This is a genomic window from Parapedomonas caeni, from assembly GCF_041060555.1.
Classification (GTDB): Bacteria; Pseudomonadota; Alphaproteobacteria; order Sphingomonadales; family Sphingomonadaceae; genus CAUJIW01.
In genome coordinates, this window is record NZ_JBEUDS010000001.1 from 241,714 (window position 1) to 264,117 (window position 22,404).

Annotated in this window: 14 protein-coding genes; 12 read left to right on the forward strand and 2 right to left on the reverse strand. The window is 68.4% G+C overall.

What is annotated here, in order from left to right; all coding sequences use genetic code 11:
- Positions 1 to 40: 40 nt before the first annotated feature.
- The 4 genes from mtaB (at position 41) to hemN (ending at position 4,358) form a co-directional block, all read left to right on the forward strand.
- Positions 41 to 1,357 carry a tRNA (N(6)-L-threonylcarbamoyladenosine(37)-C(2))-methylthiotransferase MtaB gene (gene mtaB / locus ABU113_RS00955; protein WP_454557591.1) on the forward strand — a complete coding sequence of 439 codons (1,317 nt, stop codon included), beginning with the start codon at positions 41 to 43 and terminating at the stop codon, positions 1,355 to 1,357.
- A gap of 8 nt (positions 1,358 to 1,365) precedes the next feature.
- On the forward strand, positions 1,366 to 2,310 hold the full coding sequence (ftsY, locus tag ABU113_RS00960; RefSeq protein WP_454557592.1) for a signal recognition particle-docking protein FtsY: 945 nt from the start codon (positions 1,366 to 1,368) through the stop codon (positions 2,308 to 2,310).
- A gap of 1 nt (position 2,311) precedes the next feature.
- A complete protein-coding gene (locus tag ABU113_RS00965) occupies positions 2,312 to 2,944 on the forward strand; it encodes a septation protein A (RefSeq protein WP_454557593.1) in 633 nt (210 codons plus the stop codon).
- 64 nt (positions 2,945 to 3,008) lie between these two features.
- On the forward strand, positions 3,009 to 4,358 hold the full coding sequence (gene hemN / locus ABU113_RS00970; protein WP_454557594.1) for an oxygen-independent coproporphyrinogen III oxidase: 1,350 nt from the start codon (positions 3,009 to 3,011) through the stop codon (positions 4,356 to 4,358).
- Between the two features lie 6 nt (positions 4,359 to 4,364).
- On the opposite strand, the gene ABU113_RS00975 is transcribed toward hemN, so the two are convergent.
- Complete coding sequence (locus ABU113_RS00975) at positions 4,365 to 5,567, reverse strand: Acg family FMN-binding oxidoreductase (RefSeq protein ID WP_454557595.1); 1,203 nt, start codon at positions 5,565 to 5,567, stop codon at positions 4,365 to 4,367.
- 379 nt (positions 5,568 to 5,946) lie between these two features.
- Here ABU113_RS00975 and ABU113_RS00980 point away from each other — a divergent pair, with 379 nt between their 5' ends.
- From ABU113_RS00980 to ABU113_RS01000, 5 genes are all read left to right on the forward strand, one after another.
- Positions 5,947 to 7,719, forward strand: a complete 1,773-nt coding sequence (locus tag ABU113_RS00980; RefSeq protein ID WP_454557596.1) for a peptide MFS transporter — start codon at positions 5,947 to 5,949, stop codon at positions 7,717 to 7,719.
- Positions 7,706 to 9,142 carry an amidohydrolase gene (locus tag ABU113_RS00985; protein WP_454557597.1) on the forward strand — a complete coding sequence of 479 codons (1,437 nt, stop codon included), beginning with the start codon at positions 7,706 to 7,708 and terminating at the stop codon, positions 9,140 to 9,142. The genes ABU113_RS00980 and ABU113_RS00985 overlap by 14 nt, the downstream gene beginning before the upstream one ends.
- Positions 9,139 to 10,443 carry an amidohydrolase family protein gene (locus ABU113_RS00990; RefSeq protein ID WP_454557598.1) on the forward strand — a complete coding sequence of 435 codons (1,305 nt, stop codon included), beginning with the start codon at positions 9,139 to 9,141 and terminating at the stop codon, positions 10,441 to 10,443. The genes ABU113_RS00985 and ABU113_RS00990 overlap by 4 nt, the downstream gene beginning before the upstream one ends.
- A gap of 39 nt (positions 10,444 to 10,482) precedes the next feature.
- Positions 10,483 to 11,181 (forward strand): NnrU family protein, encoded by a 699-nt coding sequence (locus tag ABU113_RS00995; protein ID WP_454557599.1) that lies wholly within the window; start codon positions 10,483 to 10,485, stop codon positions 11,179 to 11,181.
- 95 nt (positions 11,182 to 11,276) lie between these two features.
- Positions 11,277 to 11,744 (forward strand): response regulator, encoded by a 468-nt coding sequence (locus ABU113_RS01000; RefSeq protein ID WP_454557600.1) that lies wholly within the window; start codon positions 11,277 to 11,279, stop codon positions 11,742 to 11,744.
- Between the two features lie 163 nt (positions 11,745 to 11,907).
- On the opposite strand, the gene ABU113_RS01005 is transcribed toward ABU113_RS01000, so the two are convergent.
- Positions 11,908 to 16,698, reverse strand: coding sequence for a carbohydrate-binding domain-containing protein (locus ABU113_RS01005; protein ID WP_454557601.1), 4,791 nt, complete (start codon positions 16,696 to 16,698; stop codon positions 11,908 to 11,910).
- Positions 16,699 to 16,935: 237 nt separating this feature from the next.
- Between ABU113_RS01005 and ABU113_RS01010 the strand changes: the two genes are divergently transcribed.
- From ABU113_RS01010 to ABU113_RS01020, 3 genes are read left to right on the forward strand one after another with little or no spacing between them, the layout of a single operon-like run.
- Positions 16,936 to 18,663, forward strand: coding sequence for a peptidase domain-containing ABC transporter (locus ABU113_RS01010; RefSeq protein ID WP_454557602.1), 1,728 nt, complete (start codon positions 16,936 to 16,938; stop codon positions 18,661 to 18,663).
- The gene (locus ABU113_RS01015) at positions 18,660 to 20,906 is read left to right on the forward strand and encodes a peptidase domain-containing ABC transporter (protein ID WP_454557603.1); all 2,247 of its coding nucleotides are present in this window, start codon (positions 18,660 to 18,662) and stop codon (positions 20,904 to 20,906) included. Before ABU113_RS01010 ends, ABU113_RS01015 begins: the two co-directional genes overlap by 4 nt.
- Complete coding sequence (locus ABU113_RS01020; protein ID WP_454557604.1) at positions 20,903 to 22,306, forward strand: HlyD family type I secretion periplasmic adaptor subunit; 1,404 nt, start codon at positions 20,903 to 20,905, stop codon at positions 22,304 to 22,306. The genes ABU113_RS01015 and ABU113_RS01020 overlap by 4 nt, the downstream gene beginning before the upstream one ends.
- The last annotated feature ends 98 nt before the right edge of the window (positions 22,307 to 22,404 follow it).

Sequence of the window (22,404 nt, forward strand, 5' to 3'; positions counted from 1 at the left end):
CGCATTCCCTTGTCCGTCGTTTTGCCGTATAGCCCCGGCCATGACGCTGGCGCCTGCCCCCGACGAGTTCACACCCGTGCCCGAGCCGAGCACCCACGGCCGGGTGATCACCTTCGGCTGCCGGTTGAACGCCTATGAGTCGGAGACCATGCGGGCCCACATCGAGGCCGCCGGCGACCCCAACCTGATGGTGGTCAACACCTGCGCCGTCACCGCCGAGGCGGTGCGCCAGGCCCGCCAGCAGATCCGCAAGCTCAAGCGCGACAACCCCGAGGCCCGTATCCTGGTCACCGGCTGTGCCGCCCAGATCGAGCCCGAGACCTTTGGCCGGATGCCCGAGGTCGCCCGCGTGCTCGGCAACGCCGAGAAGCTGGAGGCGCGCAACTTCCGCCTCGACGACGGCGCCAACACCCACATCCGCGTCAATGACATCATGAGCGTGCGCGAGACCGCCGGCCACCTGCTGGACGGCTTCGCCGAGCGCTCGCGGGCCTTTGTCGAGGTGCAGAACGGCTGTGACCACCGCTGCACCTTCTGCATCATCCCCTACGGTCGGGGCCCGTCGCGCTCGGTGCCGGCGGGGCTGGCGGTGGAGCGCATCCGCCGGCTGGTCGATGCCGGCTTCAACGAGGTGGTGCTGACCGGCGTCGACATCACTTCCTACGGCGCCGACCTGCCGGGCCAGCCCAGCCTCGGCAATCTGGTGCAGCGCATCCTCAAGCTGGTGCCCGAACTGAAGCGCCTGCGGCTGTCGTCGATCGACTCCATCGAGGCGGATGCCGCCCTCGTCGAGGCGATCACCGGCGAGCCCCGCCTGATGCCGCACCTGCACCTGTCGCTGCAGGCCGGCGACGATCTGGTGCTCAAGCGCATGAAGCGCCGTCACGGCCGCGACGACGCCATCCGCTTCTGCGCCGACATCAAGGCGGCGCGCCCCGACGTGGTGTTCGGCGCCGATCTGATCGCCGGTTTCCCCACCGAAACCGACGCCATGTTCGACAACACGTTGCGGCTGATCGATGACTGCGGGCTGACCTATCTGCACGTCTTTCCCTATTCCGAGCGGGCCGGCACGCCGGCGGCGCGGATGCCCCCGGTCGACAAGGCGGTGCGCAAGCAGCGCGCGGCGCGGCTGCGCGCGGCGGGCGAGGCGCGCCTGGCGGCCTATCTTGCCAGTCTGGTGGGCAGGTCCGCGGCGGTGCTGGTCGAACGGGTGGCCGACGGCATCGCCCATGGCCACACCGAAACCTACGCCCCGGCGCGGATCGCCGGGGCGACGGACGTGGCGCCGGGCGCCATCATTACGGCGCGCATTCTCGATGCGGCCCAGGATCATGTGAGCGGACAGGTTGCGTGAGTGACGGCGTGAGTGACGAGACGACCAAACAGGGCTGGCTCGGCCGGCTGCGGCAGGGGCTGGCGCGTTCCGCCGAGAAGCTGAGCAGCGGCATCACCGGCCTGTTCACCAAGGCCCGGCTGGACGCCACGACGCTGGAGGAGCTGGAGGAGGCGCTGATCGCCGCCGACCTCGGCATCAAGACGGCGACCGAGGTCTGCGACCGGCTGCGGCGTGACCGCTTCGACAAGGACATCACCGCCGAGGAAGTCCGCGCGGTGCTCGCCGACACCGTGGTTTCGGTGCTGACGCCGGTCGCCCGGCCGCTGGCCATCGACACGGCGCGCAGGCCCCACGTCATCCTGGTGGTGGGGGTCAACGGCTCGGGCAAGACCACCACCATCGCCAAGCTGGCTGCCTTGTTCCAGGAGCAGGGCCGCTCGGTGATGCTGGCCGCCGGCGACACCTTCCGGGCCGCCGCGGTGGAGCAGTTGCAGGTGTGGGGCGGCCGGCTCGGCCTGCCGGTGGTCACCACCAAGGTCGGTGGCGACGCCGCCGGTCTGGCCTTCTCGGCGCTGGAACAGGCGCGCGCAGCCGGCACCGAGGTGCTGATCATCGATACCGCCGGCCGGCTGCAGAACAAGACCGACCTGATGGCGGAACTGTCCAAGATTCGCCGGGTGCTGGGCAAGCTCGACGCCGAGGCGCCGCACGACACAATCCTGGTGCTGGACGCCACCACCGGTCAGAATGCGTTAAGCCAGATCGCGGTATTCCAGGACGTCGCGGGCGTGACCGGGTTGGTGATGACCAAGCTTGACGGCACGGCGCGTGGCGGCGTGCTGGTGGCGGCCGCCGAGAAGTTCAAGCTGCCGATCCATGCCATTGGCGTCGGCGAGAAGATCGGCGACCTGCGCCCGTTCGAGCCGGAAGGCTTCGCCCGCGCCCTGGTCGGCCTTCCGGAGACGATGTGAGATGAGCAGTGATCACGACCCGACGGTGACGGTGAAGGACGTGTCGCCCCGGCACGCTGCGTTACCGTGGATACGCTTCGCGGTCGACTTCGTGCCGCTGATCCTGTTCTTCGTCGTCAACGGCTGGCTTGGCATCTATTGGGCGACGGGCGTGTTCATGGCCGCCATGGTCGGTGCCATCGCGGCGGCGAAAATCTGGTTGCGCGAGATCCCCAGAATGCTGTGGGTCAATGGCGCCATTGTGCTGGTGTTCGGTGGCCTGACCTTGTGGCTGCACAACGACCTGTTCATCAAGATCAAGCCCACGGTGTTGTACACGGCGTTCGCCGTCATCCTGTTCTACGGTCTGTGGTCGGGCCGGCCGGTGCTCAAATCGGTGCTGGAACATGCCTATCCGGCGCTCACCGATCATGGCTGGCGGCTGCTGACCCGCAACTGGGGCTGGTTCTTCCTGGTGATGGCGGCGGTCAACGAGGTGGTGTGGCGATCCTTCTCCACCGACACCTGGGTCGCCTTCAAGGCATGGGGCGTGATGCCCATCTCGTTTGCCTTCGCCATGGCCCAGATGCCAATCCTTACCCGCCATTCGCAGGAGACGGACCAGCAATCCACCGACGGCGGCGCGACATCCTGACCCAGCGACGCGTTTTTGCGCAAGGTCAAGGACAACGGGCGCGCGACGGCGGATAGTCGCCGCCATGAGCAGCATCGCCACCCGACTGATGGAGCAGCGCGTCCCGCGCTACACCAGCTATCCCACCGCGCCGCACTTTCATGCCGGCATCAGCGAGGATGTCTATCGTCGCTGGCTTGCCGAGCTGCCGGACGAGACGGCGCTATCGCTCTACGTCCACATTCCATTCTGTGACACGCTGTGCTGGTTCTGCGGCTGCACCACGCTGGTCGCCAACCGCTACGGTCCGGTGGCGGCTTATCTAGACGCGCTCGACCGCGAGATGGACGGCGTGCGCACGAGCCTGGGGCGCGAGCGGGCGGTGACGCACATCCACTTCGGCGGCGGCTCGCCGACGCTGCTGGAACCCGCCGACATCGAGCGGGTCGGCGGCTGGCTGCGCCATCGCTTCGGCCCCAGCGCCGGTGCCGAACTGGCGATCGAGGTCGACCCGCGCGGGCTGGACGACCGCCGGGTGGCGGCGATGGGCGCCATCGGCCTCACTCGTGCCAGCATCGGCTTGCAGGACTTCAACCCCCGTGTTCAGGAAGCGATCAATCGCATTCAAAGTGAAGAGGAAACCGCCAGCGCCGTTGCACGGTTGCGGGCGGTGGGCGTCACCAGCGTCAACCTCGACCTTGTCTATGGCCTGCCTTACCAGAGCACGGCCGATGTGCTGCACACCGTCGAGGCGGCGCTGGCGCTGGAGCCGGACCGGCTGGCGTTGTTCGGGTACGCGCATGTGCCGCATCTGAAGCGCCACCAGCGGCTGATCCCCACCGAGTCGCTGCCCGGCGCCGAGGCGCGGCTGGAGCAGGCGGATGCGGCGGAGGCCCGGCTGCGGGCGGCGGGTTATGTTCGCATCGGCCTCGACCATTTCGCCAAGGCCAGCGACCCGATGGCGGTGGCGCTGCGCGAGGGTCGGCTGAAGCGCAATTTTCAAGGCTACACAACTGATGTGGCGCCGGCGCTGATCGGCTTCGGCGCCTCGGCCATCGGGGCATTGCCGCAAGGTTATGTCCAGAACACCGCTGATGTGCGGGCCTACATGCGACAGGCCGGCGAGGGTCGCTTGCCTGTACTCAAGGGTATAGCGCTGAGTCCAGGCGACCGCGTCCGTCGTGCCATCATCGAGCAGCTGATGTGCGCGTTGACGGTGGACGTGGCGGCCACCGCCGCCGCCGCGGGTGTGGCGCCGGCGACGCTGCTGGACGCCTTCGACCGGCTGCGGCCGCTGGAGGCGGACGGGCTGGTGGCGGTGGACGGCTGGCGGGTGACGGTGCCGGAGGCGGCCCGCCAGCTGGTCAGGCTGGCGGCGGCGGCGTTCGATGCCTACCTCAATCCCGACGAGGGCCGCCACAGCCTCGCGGTCTGAGCCGCCTTAGGCCAGGACATCGGCCAGCGCCCGGCGCGGCGATGGCACCGCCGGCGCCAGTGGGCGGCCGATACGAAACCCGAAAACGATATGGCCTTCAGCGCCATGCAGAAGAGTATTCAATTCATCTGTGAATTGCCCCGGCGTGCCCTGACGGGTTTCCCAGTCGGCCATTTCCATCATCTGGTTGAGCGGCTGGGCGGCGAGCCCCAGCGTGGTCGCCTCCAGATGCAGCCGCTGCCATAGCCGGCCGGCCTCCAGCAGCAGGCGCGGATCGTCGCGATGGACCACCCGGATGGCCCCGAACACCGGCGCGGTGGCGCAGTGGACCTCGCGGGTGTCCGCCAGCCAGGCGTTGTCGATACTCGCGGCGTCGAAATCGGGCAGCGCCATGGCGGCGCGGACCTGCCAGTCCGGGCGGCCGCCGCTGGTGATGGCGATACCGTCGCGGTGGGCATCGATGGCGGCACGGGTCTGGCGGAACCAGCGGGCACTGTCGGCGGATAACGCGGGGGTGGCGATGAACGCCTCGGTGGCCGCGATGGTGCCGGCGATGAAACGCCGACCCAGCGCGTTGCCGGCGGGGTAAAGAATGAGGCCGACGCCCTCCGCCGGCTCCAGACTGTTGAGAGCCTTGAGCGCGGCCATGGGCAGCAGTTCCTGACGGGCGTAGGCGCCGCGATGGGTGTGACGGGCGCCAATGGCCGCGAAGCGCGGCGCCGGCGTGGCGGGCGGCGTCGCCGGCGCGAAAGCCAGCCGGGCGATAGCGTCGGGCATCGCCGTTTCAGGCACTGCCGTCTCGGGCAGCAGCGTGACCGTGGCTGTCAGGCCAAGGCCATGGCCCGCGATCACCATGTTCTCGATGGCGCACCCCAGTCCGATGGTCAGCTCCCGGCCGAACGGGTCCACCACCGGCATCTGGCGACGGCGGTCGGCCACCAGATCGATGCTGCCGTCATGGATGCGGAACAGCCAGGGCTGGCTGTCGTGCGGGTTGGACGCCAGCGTACCCGCCAGTGCCACGGCTTCGAGACCGTCGGGGCGCGCGTCGCGCCATTGCCGCCATGGCTCGAAAGCCGGACCGCTGGTGAGATCGGCGAAGCTGCCGCGCTGGTATCCGCGCCAGGCCAGGCCACCGGCCGCCAGCAGGACCAGGCCGCCACCGCCGAGGCTTACGCTCTTGAGTACATGCCGCCGGTTCATCGTCATCTGGACACTCCCCCCGGATACCACGACGGCGTCATCCTAACCGAGAGCGCGGCCAGGACGAAACGGCGCCGCCGATGGCCGCGTGCGGGCAGGGGGCAGTCGTGCGTGATTCGGGGCGGAGAGGTGGCGGGATATTAGTGACGCCGGTGCAGGCGGACGGCTGATGCCGGCGTTTCCTGCCCGCCGCCGCAATAATCGTGCGTCGGAAGGGGTTGCGGGTCGTTCCTCCGGCCTGTGAAAGGGGGAGGGGCCGCACGGCGGGCGGCGCCGGGCGATCTGTAACGGATGCGCCGCAATAATGTTTCCCTGTGCCGATCAAGCCGCTAGTCTGCCGCGATGGCGGCCCGTCGGGGCCGGAAGAGACTGTCAGGGAGGCACTATGACGGATACGGCCCGATTGTCGGCCGAGCCCGAGAAAACCTGGTTCGGGCACCCACCACAGCTGGCGCGACTGTTCACCACCGAGATGTGGGAGCGCTTCGGTTACTACGGCATGCGTGCCGTGCTGACGCTCTATCTCGCCAACCATTTTCTGTTCGACGACGCCACCACCAATGGACTCTATGGTGCCTTCACCAGCCTGGTTTACCTGACGCCGTTGATCGGCGGTCTGCTGGCCGACCGTTACCTCGGCTCCAAACGGGCCGTGAAACTGGGCGCGATCCTGATGTCGGTCGGCTATTTCGTGCTGTGTTTCGGTGGCGAGGCCGCCAAGCCATACGCGGTGATCGACGGACAGCGCTACGAAGTCGTCAACGGCACCCGCGATGGCGAGAAGCTCCAGTATCTGGTCGACGGCGAACAGAAGCTGGAGATCCGCGGCAACGAGGACAAGTCGGTGTCGCTGCTGGCGTCGGATGGCCAGGAAACGCGGCAGCTGCCGCCGGGAGCGCTGCAATCGGGCGCCGAGCGTTCGCCCTTCTATGTCGCCGTCATGCTGCTGGCACTTTCGGCGGTGACGATCGGCAACGGTTTCTTCAAGCCCAATATCTCCACCATCGTCGGGTCGCTCTACGCACAGGGTGACCGACGCCGCGATGCCGGGTTCACCATCTTCTACATGGGCATCAACCTCGGCTCGGTGGCCTCGCAGATGCTGTGCCCCATTCTCGCCGAGTCGGTGGGCTGGTGGGCCGGCTTCCTGCTGGCGGCCATCGGCATGGCGCTGTCGTGGTTCCTGATCCAGTTCGACGGCGGCCGTCTCGACGGCTATGGCGAACCGCCGGCACAAACCGGCACCGACCGCACCCTGCTGATCTATGTCGGTGCGGTCCTTGCGATTCCGCTGGCCTGGTTCCTGTTCGACAACATGCTGACCAATGCGGCCGCGGCCGCCGCGGCCGCCCAGGGGGGCAGCGGCTTCCTCGGCTACATCGCCTCGCTGCCGCTGCTCGGCAAGGTGCTGTTCGGCACCTTCCTCGTCTCGGTGGTCGGGATTCCGATCTGGGCGTGGTCGGTGGGCAACCGGGCGGAGTTCCAGATGATGTCGGTGGCGATCATCCTGGTGGTGTTCAACGTCGTGTTCTGGACCCTGTTCGAGCAGGCCGGTTCGTCCCTGACCTTCTTCGCGGATCGCAATACCGACCGCCAGACGGTGTTCGGCCTGATGCCTGCGGGGTCGGTGCAGGTGTTCAACCCCATCTTCATTGTCATGTTCGCGCCGATCATGAGCCTGCTATGGACCGGGCTTGCCCGGCGCGGGCTGGAACCGTCGATTCCGGTCAAGTTCGCGGTCGCGCTGATGGGCGCGGGGCTGGGCTTTGTCGTTCTGGTCTGGGGCACGGGCTTCGCCGGCGACGACTACAAGGTGGCCTTGTGGTGGGTGGCGGCAACCTACCTGATCCATTCGATCGCCGAACTGTGTATCTCGCCGGTCGGCCTGTCGATGATCACCAAGCTGTCGATTGCCCGCATTGTCGGCATGATGATGGGTGTGTGGTTCCTGTCCATCGCCTGCGCGCAGTATGTCGCCGGCGTGGTAGCCCAGTTCGCCAGCGTCGAAACGGTGGGCGGCAGGGTCACCAACCTCAAGGTGTCGCTCGATACCTATGCCCAGGTGTTCCAGACCATCGGTCTGATTTCGCTGGGCATCGGTGTCGTGTTGCTGCTGCTTTCCCCGCTGATCAAGAAGTGGATGCATGGTGTACAATAAGCTTCTCCTCGGCGTGGCGCTGGCGGGTCTTTCCGCCTGTGCCACCGCCGCCAACGACAAACCGGTGGCGGCAACCACCAAGATCACGGCAACCGCCAAGGCGGCGCCGGTGCGCATCAACCGCGATCCCTATCCGTCCACCTACAGGGCCTACCCCGGCGTGCCGACGCTGGTACGCGGCGCCACGGTGCTCGACGGCAAGGGTGGCCGTCTCGATGGCGGTGACGTGCTCTTTCAGGATGGCAAGATCGTCGCGGTGGGCCGCGACCTCGCGGTGCCTGCGGGTGGCACTGTCATCGACGGTACCGGCAAGTGGGTGACACCGGGCGTCATCGACGTCCACAGCCACATGGGCGACTATCCGGCGCCCGAGGTGGCCGCGCACGAGGACGGCAACGAGATCACCGGGCCGGTGCGTGCCGAGGTCTGGGCGGAACACTCGGTGTGGCCGCAGGACCCGCAGTTCACCCGCGCCGTGGCCGCTGGCGTGACGACGGTGCAGATCCTGCCCGGTTCGGCCGACCTGTTCGGCGGTCGCAGCGTGACGCTGAAGCTGGTGCCGGCACGCACCATGCAGGGCATGAAGTTCCCGGACGCACCCTACGGGCTGAAGATGGCCTGCGGCGAGAACCCCAAGCGGGTCTATGGCTCCAAGGGGCAGATGCCCGGCAGTCGCATGGGCAATGTGGCGCTCAACCGCCAGACCTGGGCCCGAGCCGCCGAGTACAAGCGGTCCTGGGAGCAGTATGAGGCGAAGATCGCCGCTGGCAAGGATGCCGATCCGCCCAAACGCGACATCCAGCTCGACACCCTGGCGGAAGTGCTGGCCGGCCGTATCGAGGTGCACAACCACTGCTACCGCGCCGACGAGATGGCCATCGTCATCGATATGGCCAAGGAATTCGGCTACAAGGTCTCGACCTTCCACCACGCCGTGGAGGCCTACAAGATCCGCGACCTGCTGGCGCGGGAGGGTATCTGCTCGGCGATGTGGGCCGACTGGTGGGGCTTCAAGATGGAAGCCTATGACGGCATCAAGGAGAATATTCCGCTGGTGCACGCGGGTGGCGCCTGCGCCATCGTCCACTCCGATGACCCCTACGGGGTGCAGCGGCTGAACCAGGAGGCCGCCAAGGCGATGGCCGCCGGCAATCGCATCGGCCTCAACATCTCGCGCGAGGTGGCGTGGACGTGGCTCAGTCTGAACCCCGCCAAGGCCATCGGCATCGCTGACCGCACGGGCAGCCTGGAGACCGGCAAGATGGCCGACGTGGTGCTGTGGAACGGCGATCCGTTCAGTGCCTATACCCGCGCGGAGAAGGTGTGGGTCGACGGGGCGCTGATGTTTGACGCCGCCAATCCGAAAATGCGGCCGGTGGCCGATTTCGAGCTCGGCCAGCCGGGCCAGGGAGATGTGAAATGAAGCGGGTAGCGCTGCTGGCGCTGGCCCTGGTGAGCAGTGTCGCCGCCCGGGCAGAAACCATCGCCATTACCGGCGGCACGGTGCACACCGTGGCCTCGCCCCAGCCGATCGAGGGCGGCACGGTACTGATCCGCGACGGCCGGATTGTCGCCGTCGGCCGGAATATCTCGGTGCCTGCCGACGCGCGGGTGATCGACGCGGCCGGCCGGGCGGTGACGCCGGGCCTGTTCAACGGCTTCACCCGTGTTGGTCTGGTCGACGTCGAGGCGGTGCGGGAGAGTAACGACACCGCCGCCAAGGGGGCCCCCATCGCCGCCGCATTCGATGTCAGCACGGCAATCAATCCGCTGGCGACGGCGATTCCGGTGTCGCGGATCGAGGGCGTGACGCGGGTGGCGGTGGCGCCCAAGGCGTCGCGCGGCGTATTCGCCGGGCAGGGGGCGCTGATCCAGCTTGGGGACGGTTTCGCGCCCGTGTTCAAGGCGCGCGGCTTCCAGTTCGTTGAGCTGGGCGAAGAGGGCGGTGAACTGGCCGGCGGCTCGCGCGCGGCCGCCCTTGCCGCCTTCAAGACGGCCCTGGCCGAGGCCCGCGAATATCAGGCAGGTCCCACCCGTTATCGCCAGATCGGCGAGAAGGGCGTGTTCGCCAACTATGCCGACGCGCGCGCCCTGGTACCGGTCGTGACAGGCGAGATGCCGGTGATGGTGCATGCCAGCCGCGCCGCCGATCTGTTGCAGGTGATCGCGCTCAAGCGCGAGTTTCCGACGCTGCGGCCGATCATCGTCGGTGCCGAGGAGGGCTGGATGGTCGCCGACCAGCTGGCCGCCGCGGGGGTGCCGGTGATCGTCAACACGCTGGAGAACCTGCCGAGCCGCTTCGAGACGCTGGCGGCGACCATGAACAACCCCGGCCGGATGGCCGCCAGGGGGGTGCTGGTGGCGCTGGGCACGGTGTCGCGTGATGAGGCGATGCAGGCCCGCGTGGTGCTGCAGTACGCCGGCAATCTGGTGGGTCAGTCGCGGCTGCCGGGTGGTGAGGGGATGAGCTGGGCCGAAGCGCTCAAGACCGTGACCCTCAATCCGGCGCGCATCTTCGGTGTCGACAAGGCGCTGGGCACGCTGGAGCCGGGCAAGCTCGCCGACGTGGTGGTATGGGACGGTGATCCGCTTGACCTGATGGCGGCACCCGCGCATGTGCTGATCCAGGGGCGGGAAGTCGCGCTGACCTCCCGTCAGACCAGACTGCGGGACCGCTACCGTACACTCGACGAACAGGCCCTGCCGGTACAGTATCGGCATTGAGCCGACGAGAAGGCCATAACTGACCCGGGGGAGGTGCGTATGTCGATGTTGGTGCTGGCGCTGGTGGCCTTTATCGGCACGCACTTCCTGCTGTCCCACCCTTGGCGCAAGCCGCTGGTGGCGCGGCTGGGCGAGAATGGTTTTCTGGTCGTCTATTCGCTGGTGGCGGCGCTGACCCTGGGCTGGGTGATCCTTGCCTATCGGGCAGCGCCGGTGGTCATCTGGTGGGTGCCGCCGCTGTTCGCCTATACGCTCACCCATATTGGCATGATCGTGGCGGCGATTCTGCTGGTGGGGTCGCTGGTGACCCCCAATCCCTCGTTGCCGAAGATGGGCAGGGCGGCGCTGCAGCGCATGCCGACGCCGCAGGGCGTGTTCGCGCTCACCCGCCATCCGATGATGTGGGGGATCGGCCTGTGGGGGCTGGTCCATGCCTTCGTCAACGGGGACGCGCCGACGGTGGTGCTGGCGGCCGGCATGGCGTTCCTGGCGATCGCGGGCGCGCGGGGCGTCGACCTCAAGAAGCGCCAGCAACTGGGCGCGGCCTGGCAGCGGTTCGAGCAGCAGACCGCGTTCTGGCCACTGGCGGCGCAGCTGCGCGGCCGCCTGCCGCTGTCCAGCCTGTGGCCAGGATGGCTGCCGGTGATGGGGGGCGTCGCCCTCTATGTCGTACTGGTCTATTTCCACGTCGCGCTGTTCGGCGTGGCGGCGGTGGCGCCTGGAACCGCTTTAAATTGAGACGCGCGACTTGCTCCCGTGTCGTCGCGGTGTAAAACTCCCGCTTCCTGACCGGCGCGGGTGAGTTGGCGACATGTCGTTTCCGCTGCCAGCGCGTGACAAGGAGTGCCGGCTATGGCGTGGAAGTGGTGGCGATGACGGGCGGTGGCAGCGAGCTGCTGGATCGGACCACGACGCAGGTCCAGGGACCTCTGCGTGCCCTGGTGATCGACGACGTCGAGACGGTGCGAGCTACCATAACGGACATTCTGACCTCGTTCGGCGCCGAGGTCCGCAGTGTCGATACCGCGGCGCGCGCCTGCGCGACGGTGGGTGACTTCAAACCCCATCTGGTGATTTCCGATGTTTTCATGCCCGACCAGGACGGTATCGAGCTGATCAGTGAACTCAAGGGCAGGGGCAGTTTCCCGGATCTGATCTTCGTCACCGGCTCGGACCCCTTCTACGCCAAGTCGGCCTGCATGATCGCCCAAGGCAATGGCTTCAGGGTCCGTGGGTTCGTGCTCAAGCCGTTCCGCATGAGCCATTTCAAGGAATTCATCGACCTCTACGAGGTCAACTGAGCCACTCGCACCCGCAGGGGTGTCGATGTTCATCAGCGCCGATGGCGCTGGCCATGGCCGTTTAGTCATCCCGACCATGAAGCGGGCTGATTTCAATAGGTTGAGTGCATTTCCTGTGTCCGGTCGTGTCAGCCTGGGGCGACCCCGGTCCAGCGACCTCAGTCTAGCTGCCCCACTGTATGCGTTCGATGCCCTCGAAGGCGATTTCGTGCCCGTTGTCGAAGATGATGGTGCCAGCGCTGTCCCGCGCCAGGTCAAGCTCACCGCTGTCGCCCTTGCCGGTGAGCTGCGTGCCGTCCTCCAGCAGCACAAGCCAGCTGCCTTCGGCTGAAGGCGCGCCGGCGCCCTGAATCTCGATGGTATCGAGCCAGCCCTGGCCGCCATCGACGCTATCCCGGCCGTATTCGTTGGCGCCGAAGATGAACAGATCATCGCCGGCCCCGCCTGTCAGCATGTCATTGCCGTTGCCGCCGATCAGGATGTCGTCGCCGGCGCCACCATCAAGCTGGTCATTGCCGCCCGCGCCGCCGAGCACGTCGTTGCCACTGCCGCCAAGCAGCGTGTCATTGCCGTAGTCGCCGGTGAGCTGGTCGTTGCCGGCGCCGCCATCGAGCTGGTCGTTGCCACCACCACCGACGATGATGTCGTTGCCGGCGCCACCGGTGATCTTGTCGTTGCCGTAGCCTCCGGTGATGTGATCATTGCCGGCGCCGCCATCGAGCTGGTCGTTGCCACCACCACCGACGATGATGTCGTTGCCCGCACCACCGGTGATCTTGTCGTTGCCGTAGCCTCCGGTGATGTGATCATTGCCGGCGCCGCCATCGAGCACGTCATGACCGCCACCGCCGACGATGATGTCGTTGCCGGCACCACCATCGATGCTGTCACTGCCGTAGCTGCCCTTGATCTGGTCGTCGCCGGCGCCACCATTCAGGGTGTCGTTGCCGCCTCCGCCCGTGATGGTATCGTCGCCCGAGCCGCCGGTGATTGTCTCGTCCCGCCAGTCGCCTGTCAGGGTCTTGCCGGCGGCATTGTCGGCCCGCGCCTTATGATGATCGTGGGCGTCATCCGCGCCGAGGGGCGCGTTGTCCCGGTCATCACCGGCTTTTCCATTGTCGCCGTGATCCTTGTCGTGACGGTCACGTGTCTCCGCGTTCGCGTCCTTGCCCCGTGACACCGGATCGCCACTGCTCCAGCCGGGACCGTCAGTCTGCTGCTGGCGGGAAGGATGATCCCTGTCCGGTTTTTCCCGATCCTGCCTGTCGTCCGGGCGGGATCGCTCAGGCTCATTTTCATGCCGATCCTGCCGGCGATAGGACTCGTCTGGATGGCGATCCGGTGACTCATCGTCACGGTGGGCACGACCACGTTGATCGCGGTCGCCCCGTTGATCGCGGTCATTGTCGGCATGCTTTGGGGCATGATGCTGGTCGTTGGGCGCGGCGGGGAGTTGCCCGGACGCCGCTGGTTCCGCCGCGGCTTCGGGCTCTGTCACCGGTTCGGCCGCGTCGGGCGCGGCCTCGACCGGCGGCTCGGGCTCTGCCGGCGCTTCCGGTTCAGTGACAGGCTCAGGTTCGTCGGGCGCGGCAGCGACCGGCGGTTCGGGCTGGGCCTCCGGTCCGGCCGGGCTGGCGGTGAGCGGGCCGGGGGCGTCGCTGGTATCGAACACCAGCGTGCCGTTCCAGGCCATCACCTCGCGGCCGGCGATGGTGTCGCTGCTGCGGACGTAGCTGGCGTCCTCGGCCTCGAAGCTGGTGCCGTTGATGGTGATCTTGTCGACCACCAGGTTGCGGTCGGTGTCGCTGGTGCCGCCATAGGCGTCGTTGCCGAAGCGGATCTCGACCTTGCCGGGGCCGTCGGCGCCGAAGTCGCCACGGATGATGACGTCCTGCCACTGGCCTTGGCGATGGTCGGCGCTGATCGCCTCGCTGTGCACCTGCTGGCCGTCGACGAACACGGTCATTACCGGCGCGCCCTGATAGTGGTGGCCAGCGACGCGCACGATGATTTCGCTTTCGGCGGGCGCTTGCGGTTCCGTAACTGGCTCCGCCTCATCCGGCGCGGCGTCGACCGGGGCTTCCGGCTCCGCTGGCGCCTCCGGTTCCGTGACCGGCTCCGCCTCATCCGGCGCGGCCTCGACCGGCGCTTCCGGCTCGGTGGGGGCCTCCGGCTCGCTCACCGGTGCGGTGTCGTCCGGCGCAACGTCAACCGGCGGTGCCGGCTCGGCTGGCGCGTCAGGTTCGGTGACTGGCTCCGCCTCATCCGGCGCGGCCTCGACCGGGGCTTCCGGTTCTGCCGGCGCGTCAGGTTCGGTGACTGGCTCCGCCTCATCCGGCGCGGCGTCGGCCGGGGCTTCCGGCTCCGCCGGCGCCTCCGGTTCGGTGACTGGCTCCGCCTCATCCGGCGCGGCCTCGACCGGGGCTGCCGGTTCCGTCGGCGCGTCAGGTTCGGTGACCGGCGCGGCCTCATCCGGCGCGGCCTCGACCGGCGCTTCCGGTTCCGCCGGCGCGTCAGGTTCGGTGACCGGCTCCGCCTCATCCGGCGCGGCGTCAACCGGCGCTTCCGGCTCGCTCACCGGTGCGGTGTCGTCCGGCGCAACGTCAACCGGCGGTGCCGGCTCGGCCGGCGCGTCAGGTTCGCTCACCGGCCCGGCCTCGTCCGGCGCGGCCTCGACCGGCGGTGCCGGCTCGACGGGGGCCTCCGGCTCGCTCACCGGCGCAGCGTCGTCCGGTGCGGCGTCGACCGGGGGTTCCGGTTCCGCCGGCGCCTCCGGTTCCGTGACCGGCTCCGCCTCATCCGGCGCGGCCTCGACCGGGGCTTCCGGTCCCGCCGGCGCGTCAGGTTCGGTGACTGGCTCCGCCTCATCCGGTGCGGCGTCGACCGGGGCTTCCGGTTCCGCCGGCGCGTCAGGCTCGGCGACCGGCTCCGCCTCATCCGGCGCAACGTCAACCGGCGGTGCCGGGTCGACCGGCGCTTCCGACTCGCTCACCGGCGCAGCGTCGTCCGGCGCAACGTCAACCGGCGGTGCCGGGTCGACCGGGGCTTCCGGCTCGCTCACCGGTGCGGTGTCGTCCGGCGCAACGTCAACCGGCGGTGCCGGCTCGGCCGGCGCGTCAGGTTCGGTGACTGGCTCCGCCTCATCCGGCGCGGCATCAACCGGCGCTTCCGGTTCCGTCGGCGCTTCCGGTTCGCTGACCGGCTCCGCCTCATCCGGCGCGGCGTCGACCGGGGCTTCCGGCTCCGCCGGCGCGTCAGGCTCGGCGACCGGCTCCGCCTCGTCCGGCGCGGCCTCGACCGGGGCTTCCGGTTCCGTCGGCGCGTCAGGTTCGGTGACCGGCGCGGCCTCATCCGGTGCGGCCTCGACCGGCGGTGCCGGGTCGACCGGCGCTTCCGGCTCGCTCACCGGTGCGGTGTCGTCCGGCGCAACGTCAACCGGCGGTGCCGGCTCGGCCGGCGCGTCAGGTTCGGTGACTGGCTCCGCCTCATCCGGCGCGGCGTCAACCGGGGCTTCCGGCTCGGTGGGGGCCTCCGGCTCGCTCACCGGTGCGGTGTCGTCCGGCGCAACGTCAACCGGCGGTGCCGGCTCGGCTGGCGCGTCAGGCTCGGCGACCGGCTCCGCCTCATCCGGCGCGGCGTCAACCGGGGCTTCCGGTTCCGCCGGCGCGTCAGGTTCGGTGACTGGCTCCGCCTCATCCGGCGCGGTGTCGTCAGGCGCGGCATCAACCGGCGGTGCCGGCTCGGCGGGGGCCTCCGGCTCACTGACTGGCGCAGCGTCGTCCGGCACGGCCTCGACCGGGGGTTCCGGTTCCGCCGGCGCCTCCGGTTCCGTGACCGGCTCCGCCTCATCCGGCGCGGCGTCAACCGGGGGTTCCGGTTCCGCCGGCGCGTCAGGCTCGGCGACCGGCTCCGCCTCATCCGGCGCAACGTCAACCGGCGGTGCCGGTTCCGCCGGCGCGTCAGGTTCGGTGACCGGTGCAACCTCATCCGGTGCGGCATCAACCGGCGGTGCCGGCTCGGTGGGGGCCTCCGGCTCGCTCACCGGTGCGGTGTCGTCCGGCGCAACGTCAACCGGCGGTGCCGGCTCGGCCGGCGCGTCAGGTTCGGTGACTGGCTCCGCCTCATCCGGCGCGGCGTCGGCCGGCGCTTCCGACTCGCTGACCGGTGCAACCTCATCCGGTGCGGCATCAACCGGCGGTGCCGGCTCGGTGGGGGCCTCCGGCTCGCTCACCGGTGCGGCGTCGTCCGGCACGGCCTCGACCGGGGGTTCCGGTTCCGCCGGCGCCTCCGGTTCCGTGACCGGCTCCGCCTCATCCGGCGCGGCCTCAACCGGGGCTTCCGGCTCGGCCGGCGCTTCCGGTTCGCTGACCGGTGCAACCTCATCCGGTGCGGCATCAACCGGCGGTGCCGGCTCGACCGGGGCCTCCGGCTCGCTGACCGGCGCGGGCGTGTCCGATCCGGCGATGGTCGGCGCGGTGATCGCGGTGGGCGTGAACAGGTTGGTACCGCTGGCGCTGGCGGGCAGACCTGCTGCGCCGTGTGCGTGGGACTCCAGCGTCGGTGACTGGCCGGTGCCGGTGTGGCCTGGCATGGCCTCGCTGTCGAGTGTCGCCGCCAAGCCGGACCGCTCGTGCCCGGTGCGCGCATCGGCAACAGTGGAATCGCTCTGGCCGGCAAGGGCGTGAGGCGAGGGAGAAGGCGCGGCAAGGCCCGGTTCGACTGGCGTCGGCGTGGCGGACAGGCCGGCATGCGCGCCCAGTGCGCCAGTGCCGTCGACCGCGGCGGGTCCAATGCCCGGAGTCGAGCCATCGCGATTGTCGGGAGTGGTGATAGCGGCGGGGTCGCGCCGGGGCTCCGCCGGCGCGGCAGACGAAAAGGCGAACAGCTGCTGGAGACCGTCGTCTCCAGCCTCGGATGTCGGTGGCGCACCGGCGCCCGGCGTTTTACCGGTCATTCTGCCCCTCTCCGGGCTGCCCGTTCAGCCGCCCGTCACGCATGAAACCCCTCGTGCGTGGCATCGGAGGATAACGGCCAGGGTTTAGCCGGCGGTTCACGGGTGTGGTTAAGACGGTGTCAAGCATCCGGCGCGCGAACATGCTTTTCCGCGTCTTAACCAATGAGTAAGCGGCGATCCTTACCGTGGCGGCGCGTGGAAAGAGGGGCCGCGCCGAGCATGTCGAAACCTGTCGAAATGGATGTTGCGACCCAGGAGCCAGTGGTCGCCGTACCGCTTGCCAGCCGGTTGCGCCAGTTGTGGCGGCGCCTGGAACATGCCCCGCTGCTGCATCGGGATGTGCTGGTGGCTTCCGCCTTGCTCAATTTCACCGCTCTGGCGCTGCCCGTCGCCATGCTCCACGTCTATGATCGGATCATTCCCCACGCGGCCTTCCCGACGCTGGCGTTGCTGGTGCTGGGGCTGTGGGTGGCGCTGCTGTTCGACGGTCCGCTGCGTCAGGCGCGCGCGCACATCGCCGGCTGGGAAGGCGCGCGTTTTGAACATGCCGCCTCGGTGCGGTCGGTGAAGCGCCTGCTGCATGCCGATGTCGCAACGGTGGAGGCGACGCCGGTTGGGGTGCACATGGACCGGCTGGCCAGCATCGAGCCGTTGCGCGATTTCTACACCAGTCAGGTCGGCCTGACGCTGGTGGATATGCCATTCGCCCTGATGTTCATTGGCTTGCTGGCCGTCATCGGTGGCCCGCTGGCGCTGGTTCCGCTGGCGCTGATGCTGGTGTTCGGCGTTCTCGCCTGGGCGGCCGGCGTTTCGCTGCACAAGGCAATCGTCGAGCGCGGTGAACTGGATGACCGGCGTTATAATTTCATCGTCGAGACGCTGGCGGGGCTGCATACCGTCAAGGGCCTGGCGATGGAGAACCAGATGGCGCGTCGTTACGAACGCCTGATGGGTAATGCCGCCACCATTGGCTGGCGGGTCAATATCGCCAGCGCGATCGCGGTGGGCATCGGCGCCAGTTTCTCGCAGATCACCACCATCGCCGTTGCGTCCATCGGCAGCATGATGGTGATCGCCGGCACGCTGACCGTGGGGCAGCTGGTGGCCAGTACATTGCTGGCCGGCCGTGCAATGCAGCCGGTGCTGCGGGCGATGGCGCAATGGACGCGTTTCCAGTCGATCCGGCTGGCGGAGCAGCGCTTCCAGAAACTCAACAGCCTGCCGGCGGAGCGCGCGGAGAATGCCGCCGAGGCGCCGCCGCTGGAGACACTGGAGATGCGCGGCGCGACCTTCGGCTACGACGCGGACGGCGAACCCCTGTTCCGTGACGTCAACCTGAGCGTCCGGCGCGGCGAGATCGTCGCCATCACCGGCCATAATGGCGCCGGGAAGTCGTCGCTGCTGTGGATGATGATGGGTGGCCTGCGCCCGCGCGCGGGCGAGGTGCTGGTCGACGGTCGGTCGATCCACGACCTCTCGGCCGACAGCGTGCGTGACCAGATCGCCTATCTGCCGCAGCGCGGATATCTGTTCCAGGGCACGGTACTCGACAATCTGACCCGCTTCGACAGCGACAGACATCTGGATGAGGCGCTGGAACTTGCGGCGGCCTTCGGTCTCGACCGGGTGTTCGCGGCACTGCCGGGGGGCTTCGAGACTCCGGTGGGCGAGGGGGCGGGCGGTGCGTTGCCGGGCGGTTGCGTGCAGGCCATCGCCATGGTGCGGGCGCTGGTGGGCGGCCCGCGTTTCATTCTGTTTGATGAGGCCAACGCCGCGTTCGATCGCGGGGCCGACGAGCGATTGAAGGCCGTGCTGATGCGTTATCGAGAAACCACCGGCATCGTGCTGGTGAGCTTCCGTCCCTCACTGCTGGCACTGGCCGACCGTCGTTATACCCTTCAGGGCGGGACGCTGGTGGAAGTGCCGGCGACGCCTGCCGCCATGACCCCGGCGGTGACGGCATGAGCGGCGTGCGCGACATTTTCACCGACGCGTCCCCGCACGGGGCGCGCAAACTGGCGGCTGAGCTGGCGGACGCCTTCGGTGGGGGGCAGGCGTTGTTCTCGGCGGGCGAGGATCAGCTTGCCGGGGCGCTGCGCGGCGGCAACGTCGGCGCGTTCGAGGCGACGTCACCCTATGCCGCCTGCCTGCTGACCCTGCTGTCGGCTGCGGGCTGGCGTGGTGCGGCGCGCGATCTCGGCGAGGCACTGCCGCATTTCACGTCCGACCTCGACCTCACCGACATCCTCAACATTCTCGCGCAACTGGGCATCGAGACCCGCACGGCGGCGGTACATCATGGACGCCTCGATCCGCGTCTGCTGCCGGCGCTGCTGGTCCGTGACGAAGGCGCGCCGCTGGTGGTGCTCGACCGGGCAGGGGACGGGGCCTGGCGGGTGTTCGACGGTGACAGCCGGCAGGAGGCCGAATATGCGCCGGCGCTGCTGAACGGCATCGTCCATGCGTTGATGCCAGCCAGCGCCAGCGACGAGGAGCCGGTGGCACAGCAGCAGAACTGGATCGGCGGTCTGCTATGGCGCTTCCGGCGCCTTTTCGCGCTGATGTTTCTGGCCACCGCCATGCTCAACGCCATCGGGCTGGCAGTGCCGCTGTATGTGATGACGCTCTATGACAAGGTGATTCCGACCCAGAATCTCGGTACGCTGGCCTATCTGGCGGCCGGCGTGCTGGCGCTGATCGGCGTCGAGGCGGTGCTGCGCGGGGTGCGGGCGCGGATGGTGGCCTATATTGGCGCGCGCATCGATTATGCGGTGACCACCGGGGCCTTCGGGCAGATTCTGGGATTGCCGCCGGCGCTGACGGAATCGGTGCCGATCGGCGCCCAGGCCTCGCGGCTGCGGGAGTTCGATTCATTACGGGAGATCTTCACCGGTCCGCTGGCGACACTGGTGTTCGATGCCCCCTTCCTGCTTGGCTTCATCGGCGTCGTGTGGTGGCTGGGTGGCCCGCTGGCCTGGGTGCCGGTCGGGCTGGCGGTGGCCTATCTGCTGGTCGGCATGGCATTGGCGCCGGTGCTGAAAAAGGCGGTGCAGGCGTCCTCGCGCATCCGCGCCCGGCGCCACGGTTTCATGCTCGATCTGCTGGGCAACATGCGGGCGATCAAACAGATGTCGGCCGAAGCCTTGTGGCTGGAGCGGTTCCGTGTGCTGTCGGCGGAGGGCGCCTGGTCGCAGTTCCGCCTCAACCAGTTGTCGACGCTGCTGCAGACGCTGGGCCACCTCATCATGCTGGCTGCCGGCATTATCACCATGGCGCTTGGCGTCGTCCAGGTGGTTGACCAGCAGATGAGCGTCGGCGCGCTGGTGGCGGTGATGGCGATCATCTGGCGGATTCTGTCGCCGTTGCAGAGCCTGTTCCTGACGCTGAGCCGTATCGAGCAAATCAAGATCGCGGTGCGTCAGGTCAACCAGCTGATGCGGATGCCAACCGAGCCCAAACCGCAGCGGCGTAACCGGCGCGTGCAGCGAAATCTCTATGGCGGCGTCGAGTTCCAGCGTGTCAGCTTCCGCTATCGCGGTGCCGTCGATCCGTCGTTGCTGGGTGTCAGCCTGAAGGCGGAACCCGGTGAGCTGGTGGCCATCATCGGCGGCAATGGCGCCGGCAAGTCGACCCTCCTCAACATGCTGATCGGCATGGATCGCTGTCAGGCCGGCCAGATCTTGCTCGATGGCGTCGACATGCGGCAGCTCAACCCCATCGAGCTGCGCCAGATGATCGGCTATGTGCCGCAGGCCGTGCGCCTGTTCCATGGCACCATCGCCCAGAACCTGCGGCTGGCTGATCCCACCGCCAGCGACGAGGATCTGCATCGTGCCTGTGCCGAGGCGGGCATCCTGGAACGTATCCAGAGTCTGCCGCGCGGTTTCGATACGCGGCTGGGTGACCACACCGTCGCCCAGTTCAACAGCGGCTTTCTCCAGGCGCTGTCGATCGCGCGCGCACTGGTGAAGGGCTCGCGTCTGCTGTTGCTCGACGAACCGGCCCAGGGGCTCGACGAGGAAGGCGATCGCGCCTTCATGAAGCTGCTGGAGCGCCTGAAGGGGCGAGTGACGGTGCTGATGGTCTCGCACCGCCCCAGTCACATCCGCATGGCCGATCGCGCGGTGCTGATGGCGCGCGGCCAGGTGGCGGCGATCGGCCGCCCTGACGATGTACTCTCGCAATCCATGAAGGAGCAGGCGGCATGACGACCGCGTCCACCGCATCCGCGACGTTCACCAACCCGTCGCGCCGGCTGTTTTCGGCGTTGCCCGATCTGGTGGCGAGAGCCTCGGGTATCGGCAAGGCGCCGTCGCGCCTGCTGTCGCGTTCGATCATGCTGGAGGAGGCGGCGCCGCCGCGTGTCATGCGCTGGACCATCGGCGCCATCGCCGCCGTGGCGGCGGGCTTTGTCGGCTGGTCGGCGGTGATCAGTCTTGACGAGCTGGCGGCGGCGCCGGGCCAGATCCTGCCGCAGTCGTTCGTGCGTCCGGTGCAGCACCTGGAGGGCGGTATTGTCGCCGAGGTGCGGGTGCGCGAGGGGCAGACGGTGAAACAGGGGGATCCGTTGATCGTGCTCGATGACGCCCAGTTCGCGGCCGATCTTGACCAGATTCGTGCCCGACACGCGGCGCTGTCGTTCCAGGCCGAGCGGCTGCGGGCCTTCGCGCTCGACCGCGAGCCGCGCTTCGACCCGCGCATCACCGGGTTTGATCACCTGAAGCAGGACCAGCATGCGCTGTGGTCGATGCAGATGGAGAACAGGCGCGTGCAGCTCGCGGTCGCCGGCAGCAAGGTGAGCGAGAGCCGCTATGACGAGGGCAGCCTCGCGGCGCGGGAGAAGGCGCTGGCCCGTGAACTGGAACTGGCCGAGGAGGAGTTGGGCGCACGTCGCAAGCTGCTCGACAAGGGCCTGACATCGCGCCTTACCTACCTGCGCTCGGAGCGCGACGTTTCCCGGTTGCAGGGGGAGCTGGCTGATGTGCGCAGCCAGCAGAAGCGGGCCCGGGCGTCCGTCAGCGGTGCTACCGGCGGCCGCCAGGAGGTGGCGGCCCGGCTGAAGGAGAACGCGCTGCAGGAACTGGGACAGGTGACGGTGCAGCTCGCCGAGGCGACGGAGCAGTTGAAGCGGCTGGAAGACAAGGTCCGCCGGCTGATGGTGGTGGCGCCGGTTGATGGCACCGTGAAGGGGTTGCAGGTGACGTCGGCGGGTGCGGTGATCCCGCCTGGTTCGATGGTTGCCGAGATCGTGCCCTACGAGGACGCGGTGATGGCGGAGGTGCGGGTGTCTCCGGCCGACATCGGTCATGTGCAGGCGGGCAGTCCGGCGCTGGTCAAGGTCGCGACCTATGACTTCGGCCGCTACGGCGGCGTGCGGGGCACGGTAGACTTTGTGTCCGCCTCGTCCTTTCTCGACGAGCAGGGGAAGCCCTATTTCAAGGCGCGGGTGAAGCTGGAGCGCGCCTATGTGGGGAGCAGGGAGGCTGGCAACGTGCTGAGTCCCGGCATGACACTGGTCGCCGACATCAAGACCGGCGAGAAATCGCTGCTGGCCTATCTGGTGCGTCCGGTGACCAACGCGCTCGACACCGCGTTCTCGGAACGCTGAGGATGAACACGTTGCCGGAACGGCATCGTCATGCCAGTTGATTGACTGCCACGTTGCGGGCTCTAGAAGGCAGACGCGGCAGCATTATGTGGATGGTT

Coding starts and splice junctions, on each gene's coding strand:
- ABU113_RS00975 (WP_454557595.1), bottom strand. CDS start 5,567: ATGACGATGAACCGGCGGCATGTACTCAAGAGCGTAAGCCTCGGCGGT.
- ABU113_RS00965 (WP_454557593.1), top strand. CDS start 2,312: ATGAGCAGTGATCACGACCCGACGGTGACGGTGAAGGACGTGTCGCCC.
- ABU113_RS00980 (WP_454557596.1), top strand. CDS start 5,947: ATGACGGATACGGCCCGATTGTCGGCCGAGCCCGAGAAAACCTGGTTC.
- ABU113_RS01005 (WP_454557601.1), bottom strand. CDS start 16,698: ATGACCGGTAAAACGCCGGGCGCCGGTGCGCCACCGACATCCGAGGCT.
- ABU113_RS00995 (WP_454557599.1), top strand. CDS start 10,483: ATGTCGATGTTGGTGCTGGCGCTGGTGGCCTTTATCGGCACGCACTTC.
- ABU113_RS01015 (WP_454557603.1), top strand. CDS start 18,660: ATGAGCGGCGTGCGCGACATTTTCACCGACGCGTCCCCGCACGGGGCG.
- ABU113_RS01020 (WP_454557604.1), top strand. CDS start 20,903: ATGACGACCGCGTCCACCGCATCCGCGACGTTCACCAACCCGTCGCGC.
- ABU113_RS00990 (WP_454557598.1), top strand. CDS start 9,139: ATGAAGCGGGTAGCGCTGCTGGCGCTGGCCCTGGTGAGCAGTGTCGCC.
- ABU113_RS00985 (WP_454557597.1), top strand. CDS start 7,706: ATGGTGTACAATAAGCTTCTCCTCGGCGTGGCGCTGGCGGGTCTTTCC.
- ABU113_RS01010 (WP_454557602.1), top strand. CDS start 16,936: ATGGATGTTGCGACCCAGGAGCCAGTGGTCGCCGTACCGCTTGCCAGC.
- hemN (WP_454557594.1), top strand. CDS start 3,009: ATGAGCAGCATCGCCACCCGACTGATGGAGCAGCGCGTCCCGCGCTAC.
- mtaB (WP_454557591.1), top strand. CDS start 41: ATGACGCTGGCGCCTGCCCCCGACGAGTTCACACCCGTGCCCGAGCCG.